This is a genomic window from Candidatus Filomicrobium marinum, from assembly GCF_000981545.1.
In the GTDB taxonomy this organism is placed as follows: Bacteria; Pseudomonadota; Alphaproteobacteria; order Rhizobiales; family Hyphomicrobiaceae; genus Filomicrobium; species Filomicrobium insigne.
The window spans coordinates 2,858,546-2,881,357 of sequence record NZ_LN829119.1; the positions used below are offsets into that span (position 1 = coordinate 2,858,546).

A 22,812-nucleotide genomic window follows, 5' to 3' on the forward strand; every position below is an offset into this window, starting at 1 on the left:
CGCCTCCAGGCGTACCTGGGAGTTGCGGTCATGAACGTCACGGCCCGCGCCGAAACACTGAAAGACGCATCGACCCTCGTCGACGGAAAGCGCCGCATCGCACAGGACCCCATCGTCGTTATCGGCGGTGGTCCGGCGGGCATTCGCGCCGCTCAGGAACTGTCACGTGCCGGCAAGAACGTCATCGTATTCAACGCCGAACGCTGGCGTCCTTATAACCGCGTGAAGCTCACACCTTTGTTGTCCGGAGAAGTCCAGCTTGGACAAGTCACGCAAAGCTTGGAGTTTTCCGGGCCAGGAACGGTCGCCGTATATTCCGGTCATAGCGTCGTCGACATAGACCGCACCAATAAGGTCGTCACGACCGGCCAAGGCAGCATCTGGCCCTATGGCAAGTTGATCATCTGCACCGGTTCACGCGCCCACGTTCCCCCCATTCCGGGAGCGGACAAAAATGGCGTCTACACGTTCCGCAATTTCGATGATGTCGAAAAGCTTGTCGCGCGCTCGTTTCGCGCCAGACGAGCCATCGTCATCGGGGGTGGACTTCTGGGCCTGGAAGCCGCGCGCGGTATGGCGGACCGGGACGTCGACACGGTTGTTGTTGAACACGAAAGCTACCTCATGGCGCGCCAACTCGATGCGTGCGCCGGTGAACTCTTGGCACGTGACGTCGAAGCAATGGGCATCGGCGTGCGCACGGGAAGCACGGTCAGCCGCATCGTTGGAGAAGATCGCGTAACCGGGTTGGAGCTGGTATCCGGCGAAGTGCTGGACTGCGATACAATCATAATCTGCACCGGCATCCGCCCGAACATGGAACTCGCCCGCGATGTCGGCTTGGCCGTAGGACGCGGCATCAAGGTCGGCCCCACACTTCAAACGAGCGATCCTGACATCTATGCCGCTGGCGAATGCGCGGAGTTCAACGGACACGTCTATGGTCTGGTGGGACCCGGCCTGGACCAAGCGGCGATCGCCGCCCGCCACATATCAGGTCAGGCTTCGACATACGACGGTTCGATGCCCGTGACGAAGCTGAAAGTCATCGGCACCGATGTCTTCAGCATGGGCGATACCGAACAACTTGATCAGCGCCCAGAACTCGACAGCCTGACCTATGCCGACGCCGACGGCAAAATTTATCGCCGCCTGGTCTTGAAGCGTGGCCGCCTTGTCGGTGCGGTCGCGATCGGCGATTGGTCTGAAATCAATCGGCTGCAGGAAGCAATCAGGAAGCAGATGCTTCTGCTGCCCTGGCAGCGGTTCCGCTTCAAAGCGAATGGCATCGTCTGGCCGGAACGCGAACCTCAATCAGTGCGTGATTGGCCGCGCGCCGCGACCGTTTGCAATTGCACAGGCGTAACACGCGGCCAGATTGGTGATGCGATTGCGCTTGGTGCGGGATCACTCGACGACATCAAGCGCGACACCGGCGCGTCGACCGTGTGCGGAAGCTGTAAAATACACATCGGCGAATTGTTGGGAGCGCCGCCGAAACGCGAACCTGCCGGCGCGGCAACGGCAATCGCGGTGACATCTGGCATAGCAGCGATCCTCGCGGCGCTGATATTGGTTCTGCCGATCTGGTCGACAGCGACCACGATCACGGGACGCGGCTTACCCGAACTCCTCTTTCTTGACGGTATCACGAAACAGATCAGCGGCTACGTCTTGCTGGCGTTGTCCGTACTCGCCGTCGTTTTATCGGTGCGTAAGCGTGTCCCCATCCTGCGCAAGCTCGGAGGTTACGCGGGCTGGCGCGTGTTCCACATCCTCATAGGCGTTACCGCGCTGGCGGTCCTCGCCGCGCACACCGGATTTCGTCTGGGAGACAATCTCAATCTTTGGCTGATGGCGAGCTTTCTAACCCTCGCGCTAGCAGGCGCGGCGGCAGGGATAGCAACGGCTTTGGAACACCGGTTGTTCGGTAATGCACGGACTGCGGCGACACTAAAGGATGCATCGTTCTGGTTGCACCTCTTGGCCTTTTGGCCTCTGCCGACGCTGCTCTCGCTGCACATCCTCAGCGTCTATTTTTATTGAGGTCGCACCCGTGAGCCGCACCGCAAAATTATGGATCTTGTGGGTAGTCTCAACGCTCGTCGGCGGCGGCATCTTGCTGGCTGCGATGATCTACGGAGGACCTCTGCGCGCCAGCCTTCTAATTGGGAAGACTACGAGTGGTCATCACCAGATCGAACTGGCCTGCGAAGCCTGCCATACTTCACCGTTTGGTGGAGGAGAGGTGCTGCAGGAAGCCTGTCTCAGCTGCCACAAGGCCGAGCTTGCCGCCGCCAAGGATTCACACCCGCTCAAGAAGTTTCGCGATCCTCGTAATGCCGACCGATTGGCCAAGCTCAACGCGACGCAATGCGTAACCTGCCATCGAGAGCACAAGCCGGACATCACGGGGCCGATGGGCGTCACGCAGCCTGGCGACTATTGCGAACTGTGCCACGAGAAAGTCGGCAAGGATCGTCCGAGCCACTTGAATATTGGCTTTGATACTTGTGCGTCCGCGGGGTGCCACAACTACCATGACAACCGCGCTCTCTATGAAGATTTCTTGGAAAAGCACGCCGGGCAGCAGGATGTGAAAGAGCTGGCAATCTTCAAGCTGCGCGCGGAAAAGAATGAGCCGCTTGAACCGCGCGAACCGTTGATCACTATCGGCGTGGCCAATGCACCAGCAGACAAGCTGAGCGACCAAAAGATCAACAATGATTGGTTGGCCACCACCCACGCACAAGCCGGTGTGAATTGTGCGGGCTGTCACGCACCCGACAAAAAGGACGCAGCCGAAATAGCTGACGCCTGGACCGACAAGCCCAGTACCGCCGTCTGCACGACATGCCATGCGCCCGAAGCCTCGTCCTTCACCCAAGGCAAGCACGGCATGCGTTTGGCAAAAGGAATGAAAAGCGAAGTTGCAGGCCTCTTCGGCATCTTCCGCGACAAGCCACTGACGCCCATGCAGGTTTCAATGGCGCGTTTGCCGATGTCGAGCAAAGCCCACGCGGAACAACTTACCTGCACAAGCTGCCATAGCGCCCACACCTTCGCTGCGGTGAAAGCCCAGGTCGAGAGCTGCACGTCCTGTCACGCTGACGAGCACACGAAGGCCTATGAGCGATCGGCTCATTACAAGCTCTGGCAAGACGAAATCGCAGGCGTCAAACCGAAGGGAACGGGCGTCAGTTGCGCGACCTGCCATATGCCACGGCAATGGGTCGAAGATCCTGCGACATACAGTGAACGCATCGTCGCAAACCACAATCAGAACGACAATCTGAGACCCAACGAAAAGATGATCCGCTCCGTCTGCATGGAGTGTCATGGACTCGGTTTTTCGATCGATGCCCTCGCCGATCAAAACCTCATCAAACGCAATTTTTCGGGACAGCCCGCCGTGAAGGTCGAAAGCATCGACTGGGTGAAGAAGCGTGTTGAGGAACGGGAGAAAGCCAAGGCCAGTCAATAATGGCCGTCAAAACAAGCGTCGGAGTTTTCGAAGTCTCACAGGTCGAGAAAAGGAGAGAAGATAATGGTCAAATTTTCGAAGTCGGCTGTTGTAGCGGTCCTGTCGGGTGCTGTTGTGCTGTGCGCGGGTGCGGCGGCGGCAGTCAACGCCAAAGGGGTCGCATATGAAGACGTCGCCGACATGCTGATCGCAGTCATGGTCGCCGACCGCACCGTATACACCAAACAGGTCGTTGGGCGTCTGACCACTAAAGACAAGGTCATCACGGCAAGTGAGCACTTCGAAGACAACAAGGCGCTCCCTTTGCCGGCGCAGATGTTCCGATTCGGTGCTGAGATGGTCGCCGACAAGACTGACAAGTTCTCCTACTCGCTCTTGTCGCTGTGGCCGATCAACAAGCAAAACGCTCCGCGCACAGACGCTGAAAAGGCTGGCTTGGAATTCGTATCTAAAAACAAGGACGAGAAGTACACCGCGGTCGAAGAGCTCGGCGGCAAGAAGTACTTCACCGCCGTCTATGCAGACGTTGCCGTGGCGCCGGTTTGTGCATCTTGCCACAACGGTCACAAAGACAGTCCGCGCACGGATTTCAAGTTGGGAGACGTGTTGGGCGGCGTCGTGATCCGCATTCCGATGACCGAGTAAGGAACAACGTAACCAAGCGTGTGCTCAGTGCGCTGGGCAACAAGCGCGCGGCGGTCGGCCATTGGACAACGTCGGAGATAAATGATGACACCGGAGCAAGTCAAACTCGTCCAGGAGAGTTTCAAGAAAGTCGTGCCGATCGCACCACAGGCGGCGGATATTTTCTACACGCGCCTGTTCGAGATCGCGCCTGAAGTTCGTCCTCTCTTTCCCGAAGACCTTTCAGGTCAGAAGGATAAGTTGATGAGCATGCTGGCAACTGCGGTCACCAATCTTCACCAGATCGAGAAGATTTTGCCGGCCGTGGAAGATCTCGGACGTCGTCACGTCGGATATGGCGTAACGGCCGAGCACTATAAGCCTGTGGGTGCCGCGCTCATCTACACTCTGGAGAAGGGGTTGGGTGATGACTTTACGCCAGAGACGAAAGAAGCCTGGCTCGTTACGTATACAACTCTCGAAGGCGTAATGACCAAAGCCGCCGAAGCTGCGGCCGCCCCTCCTAAAAAGAAAGGGTTCTTCGCAAAAATGTTTGGCTAGCGTCGCACTATTCGGCGTGAGCCAAGGCGCGTCTTAGTATCATGCAGGGTGACGCGATCGGGGGCAGCCGGGCGGTGGATCTAATGGGTCTACCGCCCGACTGATATTCGAAAATTGTCTCTGAGAAGGAAGCAGCGTTGCTGCCGGACCTAGTCGCAAGCAACAGCGATCGTCAGTGACGCTCCGGGGATGTACCGGCGACATCCTAACGGACCATCTGAAACGGAAGGTTTGTTCTGCATCGCCGTCGTTCCGGAAGGCAGCCTGCCGGTCAGACTCGCAACACGCTCTTGCGCTGTGAGCTTGGCCTGCTTGCCATCCAGGAGGCGAGGAGGCGCGCTGAGCGCTCGCTCGTACGCTATCTTGGCCGCCGCATTATCGCCGCGTGCTTCCATGATCTCGCCCTTCAGGGCATATGCTGCGGTAAATGTCGGCTCCAGATCTATAGCAGTGTTGGAGTGAGCCAATGCGTTCGATAAATTTCCTTCGCGCAGATCCAGCACGCCGCGCACATACGAAACTTCCGCCTTGCTGGCTTTGGTAGACGCGAGGTCTTGAACTTGGCGGTGCGCCGCATCGAAGCGGCCCAATTCCGCGAGAACGAGCCCGCGCAAGATGCCGACCTTGGCTTCGTCCTTCTTGAGTTGCGCGGATCTATCCAGATCGGTGAGCGCATCTTCGCGACGCGAGAGTTTGCGGAGGATAACGGCCCGGCTGAAAAACGCGGACCAATCCGCAGAGTTCAGCGCGATCGCGCGGTCGAGGTCACGAACGGCCTCCTCGAGGTTTCCCAGGTCGTTGTGGACGAGAGCGCGGCTCGCATATGTCCGAGAGTAGCCGGGATGGTATTTCGCGGCACGATTGAAATCAGCCAACGCCTTCGCATTGTCGTCCGCGTTGCGGTGGGACCAGCCGCGATTGAAGTATGCGATGTAGTACTGCTTTTTCGGAAGACGGCCGCTGGCGAGGATGCGTGTGCATGCTCCCGCACTCTGCGTACGGTTTGCCGCAGCGCAGTCCTTCAAATCATTCTGCATCCCGGCAAAACTAGGGACGGAAGCCCAAAGCGAAAGAATGCCAATTCCAAGAACGGAGATTGCCCGACGCATAGCATTGCGGCCCTTTGAGGTGATGGGGACAACGCAAAAGCGCGTTATCCGCTTCCCCAAACTCTACGGGCTCCAAATGCTGTGGGATGTTACGCGGGGAACTCCATTATGAAACGAGATCTGCGAAGCACGCCGATCTAGCGAAGCTTCTCGATAAGCGAGCGATCATTCTTCGCCAATCGAATGAACTGCTTGAGCGCATCAGAGGTTCCATCTACGGAGCCGTACAGCACCAAGCCAGCCGCATGTCTTACGTCAAGAGGGGCAGGCGAACCCATTTTACGCGTCGCGGGCGCGGTCGACGTAGTCCCGGATGAAGTTTGCGAGTTGTGGCGTGTCACAGTCAAATCCTATTGCTTTGGCGTGCTGGAGAGTCTCCTCTCCCGACTGATTTGTCGTCACACCGACATGCATCATTGTGAGCGCCCCTGCACGCTTGCCGGAAGCGCAATGGACTACCACGGGCTTGGGAAGCGTTTCGACTTCCTGTCGAAATTTCTCCACGACCTGGCTATCCAGCTCATTCCTCGAAACAGCGATGTGGCGGTAAGTAAGCCCAGCTTCTTTAGCCAATCGCCTTTCGACATCCTCGGGAATCTTTTGTTTTTCTTCTTTGGGCTGCAGATTTACGATCGAACGAAAACCATCAGCAGCGAATTCCTTCAGCTGCTCTGGGTGTGGTTCAGATTTCGCGACGGCAAAATCTTTGTTTATCGTAATTAAGTTTTGCATCGCCCAAGTTCGTCTCCACGAGGCTACTAGATTATGGCCGGTGATCGAGACGCTACGCGCCGATTTCCCCAGCATGTCACCGACTTGCGGTGGTGTTGTCAAAAAAGCAACGACCGCACTGGGCGAAATGTTCCCCGAAAAAAAACCTGAGTTTAAAGTCGAATGAAGAATATAGCTGGAGGAAAGCTTCGTTTTTTATTTCGTCAGCGATTCGCCTGCGTCGCGGGGGGATGGAATGCGCCGTTTTGCCAGGGATTGCCGAACGTTCAACTGAGTGTGATATGGCGACATTGTTGAGTGTTTAGTGTTCGAAAGGACACGTGCCGTTTATTTCGGGTCGTGTGTTTTCTCCGAGCCACGGAAATCCTCCACGCCAGCCATCACCAGCTTGTTAACAGGACGACGGGACCTACTCGCTTTCGGAGGATAGAATCCTATAAGTTCGCCCGTTATGAACGCTCCAACTCCATCCTCCGTGACCGCCAAACCGGTAGCTGCGACGGCGCAGCCAGGTTTTGTGCATCTGCGGGTGCATTCTGCTTACTCGCTACTGGAAGGCGCCTTGCCGATCGGAAAGCTCACGGGCTTGGCCGCCACGCATGGCTATCCGGCTTTGGGACTTACGGATACGAATAATCTGTTTGGCGCCCTAGAGTTTTCAGAAAAGATAGCCGGAGCCGGCATTCAGCCCATCGTCGGCGCAACGCTGAGCGTCGATTTTGAGGATGGGGAAAAGGATGAGCTGCGCCGCGCCGAAAGGCCCGTCGGCTTTGCACGAGATGGCTACCTTGCACTGATGGCGGCCTCCGAGACCGGCTACGCAAACCTCATGAAGTTGGTCAGCGCGGCGCATTTGGATGTGGCTGATGGAGAGCCACCGCATGTGAAGTTTTCTGCTCTCTGCGAACTGGCCGAAGGGCTTATCGTCCTCACAGGCGGCCCCGACGGACCGATCGATACGGCCTTGGCGCAGGATCGACAGCAACTCGCCCATGAACGGCTGACAAAGCTGAGAGCGGCCTTCGGCGATCGTCTGTACGTTGAAATTCAGCGGCACGGTGTCCGCGTCGAAAAGACAAACGAGCCACAACTTCTGCAACTGGCGTATGATCTTGAAATTCCAATCGTTGCCACCAACCAGGCCTACTTCGCGACGCCGGATGACTATGAGGCCCACGATGCCCTGATCTGCATCGCTGAAGGGTCCTACGTCGTTGAAGACAACCGGCGGCGCCTGACGCGGGAGCATTACTTCAAATCCCGCGAGGAGATGATTCAGACATTCGCGGACCTTCCTGAGGCCCTGGCGAACACCGTTGAGATCGCACAGCGCTGCCATTACCGGCCGCTCGGCCGCAAGCCGATTTTGCCGCGGTTCGTTGCAAGCCTGGAAGGCAAGACTGAGCAAGATCTGCTCGAAGAGGAGGCCGCCGAACTTAAACGTCAGGCGGAAGAGGGTCTGGAGCGGCGATTGGCGGCTCATCCTCTCGCGGCGGGTTTTACTCGGGAAGATTACGAGAAGCGGCTTGCCTACGAGGTTGACGTTATCTCGAAGATGAAGTTCCCCGGCTACTTTCTCATCGTTTCTGACTTCATCAAATGGAGTAAGTCGCAGGGCATCCCGGTGGGTCCTGGGCGCGGCTCCGGCGCGGGCTCGTTGGTTGCTTACGCGCTGACAATTACAGACCTCGATCCGTTGCGGTTTGGCCTTCTGTTCGAACGCTTCCTGAACCCCGAACGCGTCTCGATGCCGGACTTTGACATCGACTTCTGTCAGGACCGGCGTGACGAAACAATCCGCTACGTGCAGGAAAAGTATGGGGCGGATCGTGTCGCCCAGATCATCACGCACGGTAAGCTGCAAGCACGCGCGGTTCTACGCGACGTCGGCCGCGTGCTGCAGATGCCGTATGGGCAGGTCGACAAGCTCTGCAAGCTCGTTCCCAACAACCCGGCCAATCCAGTCACATTGGCGGAGGCGATCGAGACCGAACCACGTCTCCAGGAGGAGCGAGATGCCGAACCCATCGTCGCTCAGCTTCTAGAAAAAGCGCAGAAGCTTGAGGGGCTTTACCGTCACGCGTCGACGCACGCCGCTGGTATGGTGATCGGGGACCGGCCGCTCAACGAACTCGTCCCCCTCTACCGCGATCCGAAATCGCAGATGCCCGTCACCCAGTTCAACTGGAAGATGGTGGAGGCCGCGGGCCTCGTGAAATTCGACTTCCTCGGCCTCAAAACGCTGACAGTGCTGCAGAAGGCCGTTGAAATGGTCGAACGCTGTCGAGGCATAAAGATTGATCTTTCAGCGCTGCCGCTCGACGATCGCAAGAGCTACGAGCTTCTAGCTCGGGCTGATACGGTCGGTGTGTTCCAGTTGGAATCCACGGGCATGCGCGAGAGCTTGAAGCGTCTCAAGCCCGACCGCTTCGAAGATATTATCGCTATGGTTGCTCTCTATCGGCCTGGCCCGATGGACAACATCCCCACCTACATCAATCGCAAACATGGCGAAGAGCCCGTTGATTGTCTCCATTCGATGCTCGAGGGCATCCTTTCGGAAACCTACGGCGTTATCATCTACCAGGAGCAGGTCATTCAGATTGCCCAGGTGATGGGCGGCTACACGCTTGGTCAAGCCGACATGCTTCGGCGCGCCATGGGTAAGAAAGACAAAGCCGAGATGGCGCGCCACGAGGCGCGGTTCATTGAGGGGGCCGTCGAGCGCGGTGTGAAGAAAGCCGACGCAGCTTATATCTTTGAACTGGTCAACAAATTCGCCGGGTACGGCTTCAACAAATCTCACGCCGCCGCCTACGCGCTGGTCAGCTATCACACGGCCTACCTCAAAGCGAACTACCGCGAAGAGTTTCTTGCGGCGTCGATGACGCTCGATATGGCCAACACCGACAAGCTCGCTGTGTTTGTCGCCGAAGCACGACGAAGCGGCATCGAGATCAAGCCACCGTGTGTGAATGCGTCCGAGGTTGAGTTTCTCGCTGAACCCTCACCCGAGGAGGCACCGTCAGGGCCTCAGACTGCACGGGGAGCAATCCGCTATGCTCTCGCGGCGTTGAAGAACGTAGGTCCGGCCGCCGTCGAAACCATCGTGGCGGCGCGTGAGGAGAACGGCCGCTATAAGTCATTGGCCGACTTTGCGAGCCGCCTGAATCCAAAGGCGGTCAACAAACGCGCGATCGAAATGTTGGCACAGTCGGGCGGGCTCGACGCGCTCGAACCCGATCGCGCGATCGTGTGTGCAAATGCCGACCTTATCCTCGCAGCGGCACAGCGGCGCGATGCCGATGCAGCAGCGGGCACAAACGACTTGTTCGGATTGGGCGAAACCGAGCCCACATTGGCATTGCGCCCCGCCAAAGGCTGGACGCCTTTAGAGCGTTTGGAAAACGAGTTTGCCAGTGTCGGGTTCTATCTGTCTGGTCACCCCTTGGACCAGTACGCCATGGTTCTCGAAAAGCTCGGCGTCCGCCGCTATGCGGAGTTCGAGCTCGCAACGGCGAAGGGGGCAACCTCGGCTCGACTTGCGGCCATCGTAGTATCGGCGCGCGAACGGCGCTCGGCGAAGGGAAATAAGTTTGCCTTTGCAATGTTCTCGGATGCCAGCGGTCAGTTCGAGGCTGTCATCTTCTCCGATACCCTGGCTGCCGGACGCGATCTGCTCCAGGCGGGCACGCCCGTTCTCGTGACCGTCGAAGCCGAACGCGATGGCGACACGGTCAAAATGCGCGTCCAGCGTCTCGAAAGCCTGGATGCGGCCACGGCGGCCATAGATCGTGGACTGTTACTGCGCTTCAGCCCAGCCCACATCAAAAACGCCGATGCAACTTTCGACGAGTTGAAAAGTTACCTCAAGCCACCCGCGCCCGGCGCGCGCGGCGGACAGGTGCGTTTTGTGCTGCCCGTCAAAGACCGTGAGCTAGAGTTCGCTCTTCCGGGGAAATATGACGTTTCCCCAGCCCAGGCAGGAATCTTGGCAACCTTACGTGGCATTGAGCAGATTGTAGAAATCTGATCCGGATGGGCGCCGATACAAGTGAGTTAGAGCCCCGTGGCTCGCCCTGAGACCGTGACGAACGCGTGCTAGCCGAAATTGCCCGCCCTTCTTGCAATCACGGCCGAAGACTCGTATAAGCCGTCGCACTTCACACGCGAACCTTCAGCGCTTGGCGGATTAAAAGCCCCGTCCGGTCGCTCCGGTGAGGTCGGCCCCAGATATGTATGGGGTGCGCCTTTCTCCAGGTTCGCGGCGGTCCAACCGGAAAACAAGGATATTTGCGAGATGGCGCTTCCCGCCTTCAACATGCGTCAGCTATTGGAAGCTGGCGTTCACTTCGGTCACCAGGCACACCGCTGGAACCCCAAGATGGCGCCCTTTATCTACGGCGCACGCAATAACATTCACATTATCGACCTGACGCAAACGGTGCCGCTGCTGCATCAGGCGTTGGTTAAGATTTCCGACACCGTTGCTGGTGGCGGCCGCGTACTCTTTGTCGCGACAAAGCGTCAGGCCTCGGAAGCAATTGCGGATTCTGCTCAGCGTTCGGCGCAGTACTTCATGAACCACCGTTGGCTAGGTGGTACGCTGACGAACTGGAAGACCGTATCTCAGTCAATCCGCCGTCTGCGTCAGCTTGATGACATCCTCGCCGAGCCTTCAGGGCGCACCAAGAAGGAAATCCTCAACATCCAGCGTGAGCGCGACAAGCTCAACCAGTCGCTGGGTGGTATTAAGGATATGGGTGGTGTGCCGGACCTTCTGTTCGTTATCGACACGAACAAGGAATCTATCGCGATCAAGGAAGCTCGTAAGTTGGGTATCCCGATTATTGCGATCGTTGATACGAACTGCGATCCTGACGGTATCGACTTCCCAATCCCGGGCAACGACGACGCAGGCCGAGCGATCACTCTTTACTGCGACTTGGTCTCACGCGCGGCACTGGATGGTCTAGAACGCAGCCAAACCGCATCCGGCGTGGATATCGGCGCTTCGGAGGCGCCGGTAGCTGAAGATCTGCCAGTAGCTGTGGTGACGTTCAAGGGCATCGAAGCTCCACGCGGCGAACCGGACGATCTCAAGGCGATTACCGGCATCAACCCGAAGCTTGAACAGCGCCTCAACGACGCCGGCGTCTTCCATTACTGGCAAATTGCAGATCTTGACGCAGAGCAGGCTGAAGCGCTTGACCGTCTGCTGAAGCTCAAGGGGCAGATCGCAACCGAGGGTTGGATCGACGCCGCCAAGAAGATCGTTGCACAGTCGGCCGCTTAAACGGCAATTGTCGCCCAAGCGGTGGCAGGCGTCACAAAGTCTTTAAGCAGCGGGCTTAGCACTGGCTGAGCCCGCCAACAAATGAGCATTGATATGACGACGATTTCCGCCTCGATGGTGAAAGAGCTGCGCGAAAAAACCGGCGCGGGCATGATGGATTGCAAGGCGGCGCTGACAGAAAACGGCGGTGACATGGAAGCCGCCATCGACTGGCTGCGCAAAAAAGGCCTGTCAAAGGCTGCTAAGAAGTCTGACCGCGTTGCCGCGGAAGGTTTGGTCGCGGTCACCGCCTCCGGAACGGAAGGCGCCGTTGTCGAGGTCAACTCCGAAACGGACTTCGTTGCACGTAACGACCAGTTCCAGGACATGGTTCGTACCATTGCGTCCCTTGCAAGCGAAGCGCAGGGCGATGTCGCAAAGCTGCTGGCGATGAACTATCCTGGCAAATCCCTGACCGTCGAAGACTACGTCAAGGAAATGGTCGCGACGATCGGCGAAAACATGACGGTACGCCGGACCGCCACGCTTAAAGTCAGCGATGGCGTCGTAGCTGAGTACGTCCACAACAAGGCCGCTGACGGCCTTGGAAAGATCGGCGTTCTCGTCGCCCTCGAAAGCTCTGGCGACAAGAGCAAGCTCGCTGAATTCGGCCGCCAGGTCGCTATGCATATCGCCGCGGCAAACCCGCTGGCACTCTCTCCGGAAGAACTCGACAACACCGTCATTGAGCGCGAACGGGCGATCTATACGGAGCAGGCTGCAGCATCCGGAAAGCCGGCTGAAATCATCGAAAAGATGGTGGAAGGCCGCCTGCGGAAGGAATTCTTCCAGCAGGTTGTTCTGCCTCAGCAGGTATTTGTGCTCGATGGCAAGGCTAGCGTGGAGCAGGCGATTGCCAATGCAGCCAAGACCGTTGGCGCCCCCATCAAGGTAACGGGCTTCGTGCGCTATGGTCTGGGCGAAGGTATCGAAAAGAAGGAAGACGACTTCGCTGCTGAAGTTGCTGCGGCTTCGGGCGCAAAATAAGCCGATAACCCGCGAAAATTCAAAAAATGATACCGGCTGGCTGCTTTCGCAGTCAGCCGGTATTTTTTAACCTCTGGTCATGTACCCCGGGATGCGGCATGTCTTGGCCGCCAATGAGCTGCCAACGGGCGATCCCAAGGTCGTCGATCACTGCTGAACTGGACACGCCACGGGAGGGATCATGAGCGGGACCCAGAGTGAACTGAAATACAAACGTCTTCTATTAAAGCTCTCCGGTGAAGCTCTTGCAGGCGACGGCGCATACGGCATCGATCCTGAGGTCGTTGGGCGCCTTGCTAAGGAAATTTCCGAAGCCGCAGCCGCTGGATGCCAAATTTCTGTTGTCGTTGGGGGCGGGAACATCTTCCGTGGCCTGCAGGGTGCCGCCCGCGGCATGGAGCGCGCAACGGCCGACTACATGGGAATGCTGGCAACCGTCATGAACGCGCTGGCCCTATCCGGCGCACTGTCGCAGCTCAAGACATCTTCGCGCGTGCTCTCGGCGATTCCCATGACGACCGTCTGCGAATCTTACGTTCGTCCCAAGGCCTTGCATCACCTGAGAAAAGGCCGCGTCGTAATTTTCGCGGCGGGCACTGGCAATCCGTTTTTCACAACCGATACGGCGGCAACACTCCGCGCCATCGAGATGGGTTGCGACGCGGTCGTCAAGGCCACGCAGGTTGACGGAATATATTCTGCAGACCCCAAGACGACGCCGGATGCGGTGCGCTATGATGCGCTGAGTTACTCCGAGGTCCTTGCTCGAGACTTGAAGGTGATGGATGGCGCGGCGATCGCACTTGCCCGCGATAATCGTCTTCCGGTAGTTGTGTTTTCTATCGCTGAACCAGGCAATCTCCTCAAACTATTGAAGGGAGAGGCGCGCGCCACAGTAATCCAGCCCGGCTAAAGCGCGGGAATTGGGGTTCTGAACGGAATACAGCGGCATCGGCTGGTCTTTCGATGCCATGCACGCTATGAGCGGGATGAAGCCCGTCGAAAGAGGTGGCTCGGTCGGTCGGGTGAACTCGGCCGGCACCGGCAAGGAAATTGGAAATGAGCGACACATTTAGTTTGGACGATCTTGAAGTAAGCATGATGGCTTCAATGGATGCCTTGAAGCGTGAGCTGAGTGGCCTGCGTACGGGACGCGCCAGCACCCATCTGCTCGATCCTATCCAGGTGATGGTTTATGGCGCCAGGATGCCTCTCAACCAGGTCGCAACAGTTTCTGTTCCGGAGCCTCGTCTCATTTCCGTCCAGGTCTGGGACAAGTCGAACGTCTCCGCCGTTGAAAAGGCCATTCGCGAGTCGAGCCTGGGCCTTAATCCAGTGATCGACGGAGCTGTTTTACGCCTTCCAATTCCGGCTCTTACCGCCGAGCGGCGTCAAGAGCTCGTGAAGGTGGCACACAAATACGCCGAGCAGTCGCGTGTTGCAGTCCGCAACGTACGCCGCGAAGGTATGGACCTGCTCAAAAAGCTCGAGAAGTCTGGAGACATGAGCGAGGACGAGCAGCACAAAAACTCGAGCAAGGTCCAAGAATTGACCGACAAGTACGTCAAAGAGATCGACAATTTGTTGGCCACGAAAGAAACCGAAATTCAGACGGTTTGAGGCGTATACTTCTCTCAGACATGTCCGCAACATCTAGATAGGGGCCAGTCGTTGGCCGATTTATCGCAGACACCGCGAACACCCCCACTCGGTCCGCAGGCGCCCCGACACGTCGCGGTCATCATGGACGGCAATGGGCGCTGGGCCAAAAAACGCGGCCTTCCGCGAAGCATTGGCCATCGTGAAGGTGTCGAAGCCGTCCGGCGGACCGTGCAGGCCGCCATCGAACTCTCCATCCCCTATCTCACGATTTACAGTTTTTCGTCTGAGAACTGGTCACGGCCTGCGGAAGAAATCGACGAGTTGATGGGGCTGATGAAGCGTTTCATCCGCCGGGACTTGGCCGAACTTCATCAGGCCAATGTCCGCATTCTGGTGATTGGAGACCGAGAAGGCGTAGATCCCGAACTGCTGTCTCTTGTGGACGAGACAACGGACCTTACCAGCACGAATACTGGCCTGACGTTGGTCATTGCCTTCAACTATGGCGCCCGCAATGAAATTGCCCGTGCGGCCCGGCATCTCGCAACGGAAGTTGCTGAAGGGCGGTTGAGCCTGGAATCCATTGATGTCGATGCGATCTCTCAGGCTCTCGATACCAGCGGCGTCCCGGATCCGGATCTCCTGATCCGGACGAGTGGTGAACAACGGCTGTCGAATTTCTTGCTGTGGCAGGCGGCCTATACGGAATTTGTCTTCCTGGATTGCCTGTGGCCCGATTTCGGGCGAGACCAGCTTGAAGAAGCAATCGCAAAGTATCACGTCCGAGATCGCCGTTACGGTGGATTGTCGCGTCGATCCACGGCGTGAGGATGACCACAATGCACGAACCCTCCTGGCATGAGCCTTGGACCGGCGAAGATGCGCGTTCACGTGCAACCGGACATCATCCGCGCCGGTTGATCGCGCGTATCGCGTCCGGTGTCTTTCTCGGGTTGGTGAGCCTCGGCGCAACCTTCGCCGGGTCGTATGCCTTCGCTGGGCTCGTAGCAGTTATGGCGATTATGATGGCTTGGGAATGGGGTGGAATCGTTCGCTCCCGACGCTACGATTTCGGCTTTCTCCTGCACGCAGCAGCCATCGTCGTTTGCATTGCGCTCGCCGCAATTGGCAGATCTCAACTTGCCCTTGTCGCGTTAGGTGTGGCTGCGATCGCTATGGCGGCCACCTATGGCAGGCAGAATGGACTAATGTCGGCCGCCGGGCTTTTTTACATCGGGATCCCAGCGATTTCGCTCGTCTGGCTCCGCAATGACGTCCCTTATGGCTTCACAGCGATTCTACTGATCTTTTCTGTCGTCTGGGCCGCCGACACCGCCGCTTATGTTGGGGGCAAGACAGTCGGTGGAGTAAAATTTTGGCCCAGTATATCGCCGAATAAGACGTGGGCGGGAACCTGCTCAGCCCTCGTCGCGAGTGCGTTGGTCGGCGCGATATTCTCGTTCCTACTGACGGGCGCGCCGTCACTCTATCTGATCATCTGTACGACGGTGCTCGGGTTGGTGGCTCTGGCAGGTGACCTCGCGGAATCCGCATTTAAGCGCGTATATAGGCTTAAGGATGCCAGTAATCTGATCCCTGGCCATGGCGGATTCATGGATCGTCTGGACGGAATCGCCGCTGCGGCGGCCTTTGCCGCTCTGATCTGTCTGCTGATGGATATCAACCAGCCTGCCAAGGCGCTCCTGTTCGGTGCGTGACCCTAGCCTTGCGTGAAGCTGTGAATTCGTTTCTACGTTCTCGGGCAGACTAAAAATTCTTTGCCGATGTGGCCAACGCTGGAGGAAATGACGAGTGGAACCAGGACGGCTCAGCGTTGTCCCTGATCGGACCGAGACGGCGCGCGGCACCCGTTCCCCTCGGGCGCGTAGGTTAAGTATACTGGGCGCCACCGGTTCGATCGGCCAGAGCACCCTCGATCTCGTCGCTCGCCAGCCCAAAGAGTTCGAAATCGTTGCTCTCACGGCGCAAAACAGCGTGGCAGAACTCGCGCGTCTCGCGGTCAAGCACAACGCGGCTTACGCAGTGATAGGTGATGCGACGCGGTTTGCTGAACTGAAGAGTCTGCTGGCTGGAACGTCGGTGAAGCCAGCGGCGGGACCAGAAGCCCTCGTAACGGCGGCCTGTGAGCCGGCAGATTGCGTCATGGCTGCCATTGTTGGGGCTGCGGGCCTTGAGCCCTCGTTTGCGGCGCTTGCCCAAGGCAGCCGGTTGGCCCTGGCCAACAAGGAATGCCTCGTTTCAGCAGGCAGCGTTTTTATGGCCGAAGTTGAACGCCAGGGAGCCGAACTCGTCCCGGTCGACAGCGAGCATTCCGCCTGTTTCCAGCTCATTGGAACAGGAGAGCCCTCGGCAATTGAAAAGATTACTCTGACGGCTTCTGGTGGACCCTTCCGAGAGTGGTCACGCGAACGGCTCGAAAAGGCAACGCGTGAAGAGGCGCTCCGTCATCCCAACTGGTCGATGGGAGCCAAGATCACGATCGATTCGGCAACCTTGATGAACAAAGCGCTGGAGTTGATCGAGGCGTATCACTTGTTTCCGGTGGAACCTCATCAACTCAGCGCTGTCGTGCATCCGCAGTCAATCGTGCACTGCTTAGTCGCCTTTGCCGACGGTTCCGTATTGGCGCAACTGTCCGAACCCGATATGCGCACGCCGATCGCGCTGGCACTCTCTTGGCCTGCCCGGATGCAGGCACCGACGAAGCGACTTGATCTGGCGGAGATCGGCCAGCTCACCTTCGAGCCCCCCGATGAAGACCGATTCCCCGCGATGCGGCTTGCGCGTGAAGTGTTGGCGCGCGGAGAAACTGCGCCTGCAGTGTTCAACGCCGCGAATGAAATAGCCGTTGAAGCGTTTCTGGCGGGGCGTATAAGATTCCTCGATATCGCCAGATCCGTAGAAAACTGTCTGGAACAGGCCGATCGGGCAGGTGTAATTGCTCCAGCCGCTTGTCTCGACGACATCCTGAGCATAGATCACGAAGCGAGGCGCTTGGCCGCCATCGCTCTGGAACGGTTGTCCTGATTATCCTGTCGCGTTACATCCGCGAGCACCCCAACCGTCGACACACTCGTAAGGAACTCGGTTCATGGATTTCATCTCGCAACTTGGCGCAAACCTATCGGGAGCGCTCATCATTGCGATCGGTTTCCTGTTCGCCTTAACGATCGTCGTCTTCATCCATGAGATGGGACACTTTCTGGTGGCGCGCTGGTGCGGCGTTACTGTGAAGGCGTTCTCAATCGGCTTCGGTAAAGAGATTTATTCGTTCACGGATCGTCATGGAACCCGCTGGCGCATCGCCTGGATTCCGGTCGGTGGCTACGTAAAGTTTATGGACGATGAGAATGCCGCCAGCGTCCCATCGCGCGACGCGCTGAGCGGTCTGACCGAGGAGGAGCGCAAAGGCGCGTTTCAGCTCAAGCCTTTGTGGCAACGAGCAGCCGTCGTCGCTGCAGGCCCGGCGGCCAATTTCATCCTGGCAATTCTGATATTTGCGATGATGTTTTGGTTGTTCGGCAATCGCACGATGGAACCGCGTGTGGGACGTGTGGCGCCCGACTCGCCAGCAGCTTCGGCAGGCTTCCAGGCGGGCGATCTCATCGTTGCGATTGATGGAACACCGGTGGATGGCTTCGCAACCGTTCAGCAGGTCGTCTCGACCAGCGTCGGGCGAAAACTCGCGTTCGAGGTCGAACGTGACGGGCAAAAGCTCATTTTGATGGTAACACCAGCTCTGCGTGAGCTGAACGATGCCATAGCCGGGAAACATCGCCGACCAGTTATCGGGATCGAAGCCTCAGGGGAAACAAGCCGGATTGTTCATCGTGATGTTGGTCCGCTCGAAGCCGTTTGGCTAGGTACGGAACGCACGTGGGATATCGCCGCGGGCACGTTGTCCTACATTGGCGATGTCTTTACGGGCCGCCAGGGCGCGGAACAGATTGGTGGGATTGTCAGAATTGCTGACGCCGCAGGTAAGTTCGCGGCCCTTGGAGTGGCCGAGCTGATTCTGTTCACAGCATTCATTTCAGTGAGCATCGGCTTAGTAAATCTTTTCCCGATCCCACTTCTCGATGGTGGACATTTGCTCTTTTACGGCATCGAGGCCGTGCGAGGGCGGCCCATGAGTGAGGGTGCGCAGGAATTCAGTTTCAGAATCGGGTTGGCATTGATCGTTATGCTGATGGTGTTCGGCTTCTACAACGATCGTGGAATTTTGGCGCGATGGTTCTCCTGGTTCAGCTAAGCGGTGAGAAAATTGGGGACGAACAGTGCGTTGCAGGCCGTCTTGGTTCCCAATTATTGCGCTTAAAAAAGGGGCGCTGACCCGAGAAAACGAAGTGAAATCAGTGCGGGTGACGCATTCTTGCCACTTCCCTACTGCTTGCGGAATCGTTAAAAACCCATAGTGAGCTTTGGTGTAACGACCCGAGGGAAGCACTACGAGTGATCGTGGTGGCGGGTTGCGCGCCTTAAAGAAGGTCAAGGTGTGGTGTTCAGTTGCCGACAGGCACCGCATCTCTGGGGATCGGCAAAACGAGGGCAGATCCGCGAATGTCTCAGTATCGGATCATGTCGTTGGGGGCCCTACGCGTCGCTCTTTCACTGTTCTTGACTGCGTTCGTAGTCATCAGTGTCGATGCAGTAGGATTTTCGACTCCGGCGCATGCGCAAGTCGTTGTCAGCGAAATTCAAGTTATTGGTAATCGGCGTGTCGAACCCGAGACGGTTCGGTCGTACTTGAAGTTCACGACGGGTGATGTCTACGACGCTGGGCGCGTCGATCAGTCTTTGCGCGCACTTTTCGCGACGGGACTGTTTGCAGACGTTGAGATTTTCCGTGACGGCAATGTGGTTCGGGTCCGGGTCGAAGAAAACCCTGTGATCAACCAAGTTGCCTTCGAAGGTAACTCCGAAGTCGATACCAACACTCTCCAAGCCGAAGTTCAGCTGAAGCCGCGCTCGATCTATACGCGCGCTCGCGTTCAGGCTGACGTTCAGCGCATCCTTGACGTCTATAGCCGTCAGGGCCGATATGCCGCTAACGTCGAGCCGAAAATCATCGAACTTGAGCAGAACCGTGTGAATCTCGTTTTCGAGATCATGGAAGGTTCCGCGACGAAGGTGAAGAGCATCAACTTCATCGGCAACCGCGCCTTCAGTGACGCGCAGCTGCGCGACATCATTTCTACGACGCAGGCTGGCTGGTTCGATTTCCTATCCGGCACCAGCATCTACGATCCAGATCGCATGAATCTCGACCGTGAGCTTCTGCGTCAGTATTACCTGAAGAACGGATATGCCGACGCCCGCGTGACTTCAGCTAACGCCGAACTCGATCGCGACGGTTCAGGTTTCTTCCTGACCTTCACGGTTGAAGAGGGCGAGCTCTATCACTTCGGCAATATCGTGATCGACAGCTCGCTCACGGGGTTGGATGCTGCGTCCCTGAGCGGCGACCTGCTGACCTATAGCGGCGACGTCTATAACGGCTCGCTGCTCGACAAGACCGTTGAGCGTTTGACCCTTGCTGTCGCGGAACGTGGCTTTGCCTTTGCTCGTGTCCGTCCCCGCGCCACACCCGACATGTACGCTCGCACGATCGCGATCAACTATGTGATCGACGAAGGCCCGCGTGTTTATATCGAACGTATCAATATCTCGGGTAACGAGCGCACGAAGGATCACGTTATTCGTCGTGAGTTCCGTCTGGCCGAAGGCGATGCCTTTAACCCGCTGATGGTTGATCGCGCCGAGAAGCGTTTGAAGGCCCTTGGCTTCTTCAAGGCCGTCGATGTCAAGCGCCGCCCAGGTTCTGCGCCCGATCGCGTCGTTCTTGACGTTCAGGTAACCGAGCAGTCGACCGGTGAGCTCTCGTTTGGTGCCGGTTACTCGACAGCGGAAGGCGTCATCGGTGACGTATCCATCAGTGAGCGCAACCTGCTCGGCAACGGTCAGTACATCCGGCTCCGCGTCGGTGGCTCCATCGAGCGTGCCCAGGTTGACTTGAGCTTCACGGAACCGCGCTTCCTCGACCGTAACCTGTCGGCCGGCTTCGACCTGTATCACAAGGAACTCGATCAGCGCGATCAGTCCGGTTTCCGGTCTCGTAAGAGCGGCGGTCAGCTGCGCCTTGGCTTCCCGCTGTCGGAAGATCTCTGGATGCAGACCAGCTACTCGCTGTCGCGCGATCAGATCTTCGACGTGGAAGATGACGCATCGCTGGCGATCAAGGACGCATGCGGTGATACGGTCCTGGCGACAAACCGAGCTAACTGTGGCGACGGTACGTACTGGACTTCGTCCGCCGGCACGATGATCACCTACGATAAGCGTAATCACCCAACCAACCCAACGAGCGGCTACTACCTGCAAGGTACGGCAGACTTCGCTGGCCTCGGTGGCGACGCAGAATACGTCCGCGTCCAGGCTGAAGCCCGTGGCTACTACCCGGTTACGGAAAACATCACCTTCGTCAGCCGCGTTGTTGGCGGCCATATCGAAGGCTGGGGTGACGAGGATGTCCGCGTGCTCGACCAGTTCTTCCGTGGTGGTGAGACCGTCCGTGGCTTTGACCGCTCGGGTTTCGGACCACGTGACGCACGAACCGGTGACGCGCTCGGCGGTAAGACATACTGGGCGGCAACTGCGGAACTCCGCTTCCCGATCCCGTTCGTGCCTGAAGAGCTCGGACTTGGTGGTGCAGTCTTCGCCGACGCTGGTTCGCTCTTTAATGCCTCCCAGCACGTGAAGGACATTTTGGGCAACAACCTTGAAGATGACGCCTCGGTACGTGCTTCCGTTGGTGCAAGCCTTCTGTGGAATTCGCCCGTAGGTCCGCTGCGTGTCGACTTCTCCAAAGTTCTCGCATCGGAAGAGTACGACGACGAGCAGTGGTTCCGCTTCGGCGCCTCATCGAAATTCTAAGTCCATTGAATTTAAGGGGGCTTCGGCCCCCTTATTTCGTTACACTTCAGCAGTTTCAGCTCAAAAGCCAACGCCTTAAGGTTCTGGCGCAAAGCGATCCCTCAGATGGCAACGCCGTGACGCGTCCATGGATCGCGCTTCCCAAGAGGGTTTTCAGCCTCTATGGACATGGCTATCAATTGACACCCGCCAGCCACCTTTCCGGAACTATAGTCCGCTTGGTGGCCCGTTCTGTACCACCCTTAAGATATGTCGGGAATTTGGGGGCGCCGATGGATCATCCAGGCTTCTTCGACCGGGCAGCTCCGATCGCAATATCTGAGGTCGCGAAAGCTACGGCCGCAACGCTTCCTGCAGGCCTTCCCGATGAATTGGCCAGCCGCAGGCTGTCGGACGTCCGCACCCTCGCCGATGCAGGACCCGACGATGTGGCATTTCTCGATAACCGCAAATATCTGCCGCTCTTGAGTGAAACGCGCGCCGGAGCTTGTCTCGTGACGCCTGCGTTCGTAGAGCGGGTTCCGAAAGCGACCGTGCCGCTGCTCACGAAGCGGCCATATCACGGCTTTGCGCTCGCGCTTCGTACTTTTTACCCGCAAGCGCTTTGGCCACGCGTTGCAGAGCCTGGAAGTGCCAACATCGATCCCTCGGCTCATATCGAGCCTGATTGCACGATCGAACCTGGCGCGATCATCGGCCCGCAGGCCTCTATCGGCCGCGGCTCCCGCATCGCTGCTGGCGCAGTAATCGGGTACCGCGTGTACGTCGGACGCGACAGCTACATCGGTCCGCAAGCGACGCTGCAGCATGCATTGCTCGGCAACCGAGTCATCATCCACGCCGGAGCACGCATCGGACAGGATGGATTCGGCTTCGCCATGGGGCCGGACGGGCATCTGAAAGTGCCGCAAATTGGCCGCGTCATCATTCAAGATAACGTTGAGATTGGAGCTAATACAACAATAGATAGAGGTGCTCTTAAGGATACCGTCATCGGTGAGGGCACGAAAATTGATAATCTTGTACAGATCGGGCACAACGTCTGTATCGGACGGCACTGCGTGATCGTGGCCCACACTGGTATTTCGGGTTCTACCGAACTGGGAGACTTTGTAGTGATGGGCGGCCAGTCGGGCACCGTCGGCCACATCAAAATTGGCACCGGCGCCCAGGTGGCTGGAGCGTCCCACCCAAAGGACGATATTCCAGCGGGAGCACGTGTCGGTGGAACACCGGCGCGGCCGTTGCGTCAATGGGGCCGGGAGCTGGCAGCTTTAACGCGGCTGGCGAAACGCGAGGACTGACGTGTTATGGCGGTGTGCTGATGCGCCGTCGCGAGTTTAACACTTGCCAAAGGCTAAGCCTTGGTAATTGAAGAGTTTGCCGTGAGCGATGCGAGTGCTTTAAAACTTCGCCATCGCGCC

Annotated in this window: 18 protein-coding genes; 15 read left to right on the plus strand and 3 right to left on the minus strand. The window is 57.8% G+C overall.

Features of this window, described 5'->3' with window-relative positions:
• The first annotated feature begins 30 nt into the window (after positions 1-30).
• From YBN1229_RS13400 to YBN1229_RS13415, 4 genes are all read left to right on the plus strand, one after another.
• The gene (locus tag YBN1229_RS13400; protein WP_052743935.1) at positions 31-2,046 is read left to right on the plus strand and encodes an FAD-dependent oxidoreductase; all 2,016 of its coding nucleotides are present in this window, start codon (positions 31-33) and stop codon (positions 2,044-2,046) included.
• A gap of 10 nt (positions 2,047-2,056) precedes the next feature.
• The gene (locus tag YBN1229_RS13405; RefSeq protein WP_046478794.1) at positions 2,057-3,484 is read left to right on the plus strand and encodes a cytochrome c3 family protein; all 1,428 of its coding nucleotides are present in this window, start codon (positions 2,057-2,059) and stop codon (positions 3,482-3,484) included.
• A gap of 63 nt (positions 3,485-3,547) precedes the next feature.
• Positions 3,548-4,129 carry a Tll0287-like domain-containing protein gene (locus YBN1229_RS13410; protein WP_046478791.1) on the plus strand — a complete coding sequence of 194 codons (582 nt, stop codon included), beginning with the start codon at positions 3,548-3,550 and terminating at the stop codon, positions 4,127-4,129.
• Between the two features lie 84 nt (positions 4,130-4,213).
• The gene (locus tag YBN1229_RS13415) at positions 4,214-4,669 is read left to right on the plus strand and encodes a globin family protein (RefSeq protein ID WP_046478787.1); all 456 of its coding nucleotides are present in this window, start codon (positions 4,214-4,216) and stop codon (positions 4,667-4,669) included.
• A 149-nt stretch (positions 4,670-4,818) separates the two neighbouring features.
• Here the strand turns inward: YBN1229_RS13415 and YBN1229_RS13420 are convergent, their stop codons facing one another.
• The 3 genes from YBN1229_RS13420 to YBN1229_RS13425 form a co-directional block, all read right to left on the minus strand.
• The gene (locus YBN1229_RS13420) at positions 4,819-5,778 is read right to left on the minus strand and encodes a tetratricopeptide repeat protein (protein WP_046478784.1); all 960 of its coding nucleotides are present in this window, start codon (positions 5,776-5,778) and stop codon (positions 4,819-4,821) included.
• Positions 5,779-5,915: 137 nt separating this feature from the next.
• On the minus strand, positions 5,916-6,056 hold the full coding sequence (locus YBN1229_RS18915) for a hypothetical protein (RefSeq protein ID WP_160298713.1): 141 nt from the start codon (positions 6,054-6,056) through the stop codon (positions 5,916-5,918).
• 1 nt (position 6,057) lies between these two features.
• Entirely contained in the window at positions 6,058-6,585 is a 528-nt protein-coding gene (locus YBN1229_RS13425) for a beta-lactamase hydrolase domain-containing protein (RefSeq protein ID WP_082101138.1), read from the minus strand.
• Between the two features lie 376 nt (positions 6,586-6,961).
• Here YBN1229_RS13425 and dnaE point away from each other — a divergent pair, with 376 nt between their 5' ends.
• From dnaE to lpxD, 11 genes are all read left to right on the plus strand, one after another.
• A complete protein-coding gene (dnaE, locus tag YBN1229_RS13430; RefSeq protein ID WP_046478782.1) occupies positions 6,962-10,543 on the plus strand; it encodes a DNA polymerase III subunit alpha in 3,582 nt (1,193 codons plus the stop codon).
• Positions 10,544-10,810: 267 nt separating this feature from the next.
• Positions 10,811-11,806, plus strand: a complete 996-nt coding sequence (locus YBN1229_RS13435) for a 30S ribosomal protein S2 (RefSeq protein ID WP_046480526.1) — start codon at positions 10,811-10,813, stop codon at positions 11,804-11,806.
• A gap of 93 nt (positions 11,807-11,899) precedes the next feature.
• Positions 11,900-12,832 (plus strand): translation elongation factor Ts, encoded by a 933-nt coding sequence (gene tsf / locus YBN1229_RS13440; protein WP_046480525.1) that lies wholly within the window; start codon positions 11,900-11,902, stop codon positions 12,830-12,832.
• A 181-nt stretch (positions 12,833-13,013) separates the two neighbouring features.
• A complete protein-coding gene (gene pyrH, locus YBN1229_RS13445; RefSeq protein ID WP_046478780.1) occupies positions 13,014-13,745 on the plus strand; it encodes a UMP kinase in 732 nt (243 codons plus the stop codon).
• A gap of 146 nt (positions 13,746-13,891) precedes the next feature.
• Positions 13,892-14,452, plus strand: coding sequence for a ribosome recycling factor (frr, locus tag YBN1229_RS13450; protein WP_046478778.1), 561 nt, complete (start codon positions 13,892-13,894; stop codon positions 14,450-14,452).
• A 51-nt stretch (positions 14,453-14,503) separates the two neighbouring features.
• Positions 14,504-15,262 (plus strand): isoprenyl transferase, encoded by a 759-nt coding sequence (locus tag YBN1229_RS13455; RefSeq protein WP_046478775.1) that lies wholly within the window; start codon positions 14,504-14,506, stop codon positions 15,260-15,262.
• 11 nt (positions 15,263-15,273) lie between these two features.
• Positions 15,274-16,152 carry a phosphatidate cytidylyltransferase gene (locus tag YBN1229_RS13460; RefSeq protein ID WP_160298714.1) on the plus strand — a complete coding sequence of 293 codons (879 nt, stop codon included), beginning with the start codon at positions 15,274-15,276 and terminating at the stop codon, positions 16,150-16,152.
• Between the two features lie 94 nt (positions 16,153-16,246).
• Positions 16,247-17,482 (plus strand): 1-deoxy-D-xylulose-5-phosphate reductoisomerase, encoded by a 1,236-nt coding sequence (dxr, locus tag YBN1229_RS13465; RefSeq protein WP_046478774.1) that lies wholly within the window; start codon positions 16,247-16,249, stop codon positions 17,480-17,482.
• A gap of 64 nt (positions 17,483-17,546) precedes the next feature.
• The gene (rseP, locus tag YBN1229_RS13470; RefSeq protein WP_046478771.1) at positions 17,547-18,707 is read left to right on the plus strand and encodes an RIP metalloprotease RseP; all 1,161 of its coding nucleotides are present in this window, start codon (positions 17,547-17,549) and stop codon (positions 18,705-18,707) included.
• A 308-nt stretch (positions 18,708-19,015) separates the two neighbouring features.
• Positions 19,016-21,388 (plus strand): outer membrane protein assembly factor BamA, encoded by a 2,373-nt coding sequence (gene bamA / locus YBN1229_RS13475; protein ID WP_046478768.1) that lies wholly within the window; start codon positions 19,016-19,018, stop codon positions 21,386-21,388.
• 272 nt (positions 21,389-21,660) lie between these two features.
• A complete protein-coding gene (gene lpxD, locus YBN1229_RS13480; protein WP_046478765.1) occupies positions 21,661-22,692 on the plus strand; it encodes a UDP-3-O-(3-hydroxymyristoyl)glucosamine N-acyltransferase in 1,032 nt (343 codons plus the stop codon).
• Positions 22,693-22,812: the final 120 nt, after the last annotated feature.

Excerpts from the sequence above, each read along its gene's own strand:
- YBN1229_RS13400 (WP_052743935.1), top strand. The coding sequence starts at position 31 with ATGAACGTCACGGCCCGCGCCGAAACACTGAAAGACGCATCGACCCTC.
- YBN1229_RS13410 (WP_046478791.1), top strand. The coding sequence starts at position 3,548 with ATGGTCAAATTTTCGAAGTCGGCTGTTGTAGCGGTCCTGTCGGGTGCT.
- YBN1229_RS13415 (WP_046478787.1), top strand. The coding sequence starts at position 4,214 with ATGACACCGGAGCAAGTCAAACTCGTCCAGGAGAGTTTCAAGAAAGTC.
- YBN1229_RS13420 (WP_046478784.1), bottom strand. The coding sequence starts at position 5,778 with ATGCGTCGGGCAATCTCCGTTCTTGGAATTGGCATTCTTTCGCTTTGG.
- YBN1229_RS18915 (WP_160298713.1), bottom strand. The coding sequence starts at position 6,056 with ATGGGTTCGCCTGCCCCTCTTGACGTAAGACATGCGGCTGGCTTGGTG.
- YBN1229_RS13425 (WP_082101138.1), bottom strand. The coding sequence starts at position 6,585 with ATGCTGGGGAAATCGGCGCGTAGCGTCTCGATCACCGGCCATAATCTA.
- dnaE (WP_046478782.1), top strand. The coding sequence starts at position 6,962 with ATGAACGCTCCAACTCCATCCTCCGTGACCGCCAAACCGGTAGCTGCG.
- YBN1229_RS13435 (WP_046480526.1), top strand. The coding sequence starts at position 10,811 with ATGGCGCTTCCCGCCTTCAACATGCGTCAGCTATTGGAAGCTGGCGTT.
- tsf (WP_046480525.1), top strand. The coding sequence starts at position 11,900 with ATGACGACGATTTCCGCCTCGATGGTGAAAGAGCTGCGCGAAAAAACC.
- pyrH (WP_046478780.1), top strand. The coding sequence starts at position 13,014 with ATGAGCGGGACCCAGAGTGAACTGAAATACAAACGTCTTCTATTAAAG.
- frr (WP_046478778.1), top strand. The coding sequence starts at position 13,892 with ATGAGCGACACATTTAGTTTGGACGATCTTGAAGTAAGCATGATGGCT.
- YBN1229_RS13460 (WP_160298714.1), top strand. The coding sequence starts at position 15,274 with ATGCACGAACCCTCCTGGCATGAGCCTTGGACCGGCGAAGATGCGCGT.
- rseP (WP_046478771.1), top strand. The coding sequence starts at position 17,547 with ATGGATTTCATCTCGCAACTTGGCGCAAACCTATCGGGAGCGCTCATC.
- bamA (WP_046478768.1), top strand. The coding sequence starts at position 19,016 with ATGTCTCAGTATCGGATCATGTCGTTGGGGGCCCTACGCGTCGCTCTT.
- lpxD (WP_046478765.1), top strand. The coding sequence starts at position 21,661 with ATGGATCATCCAGGCTTCTTCGACCGGGCAGCTCCGATCGCAATATCT.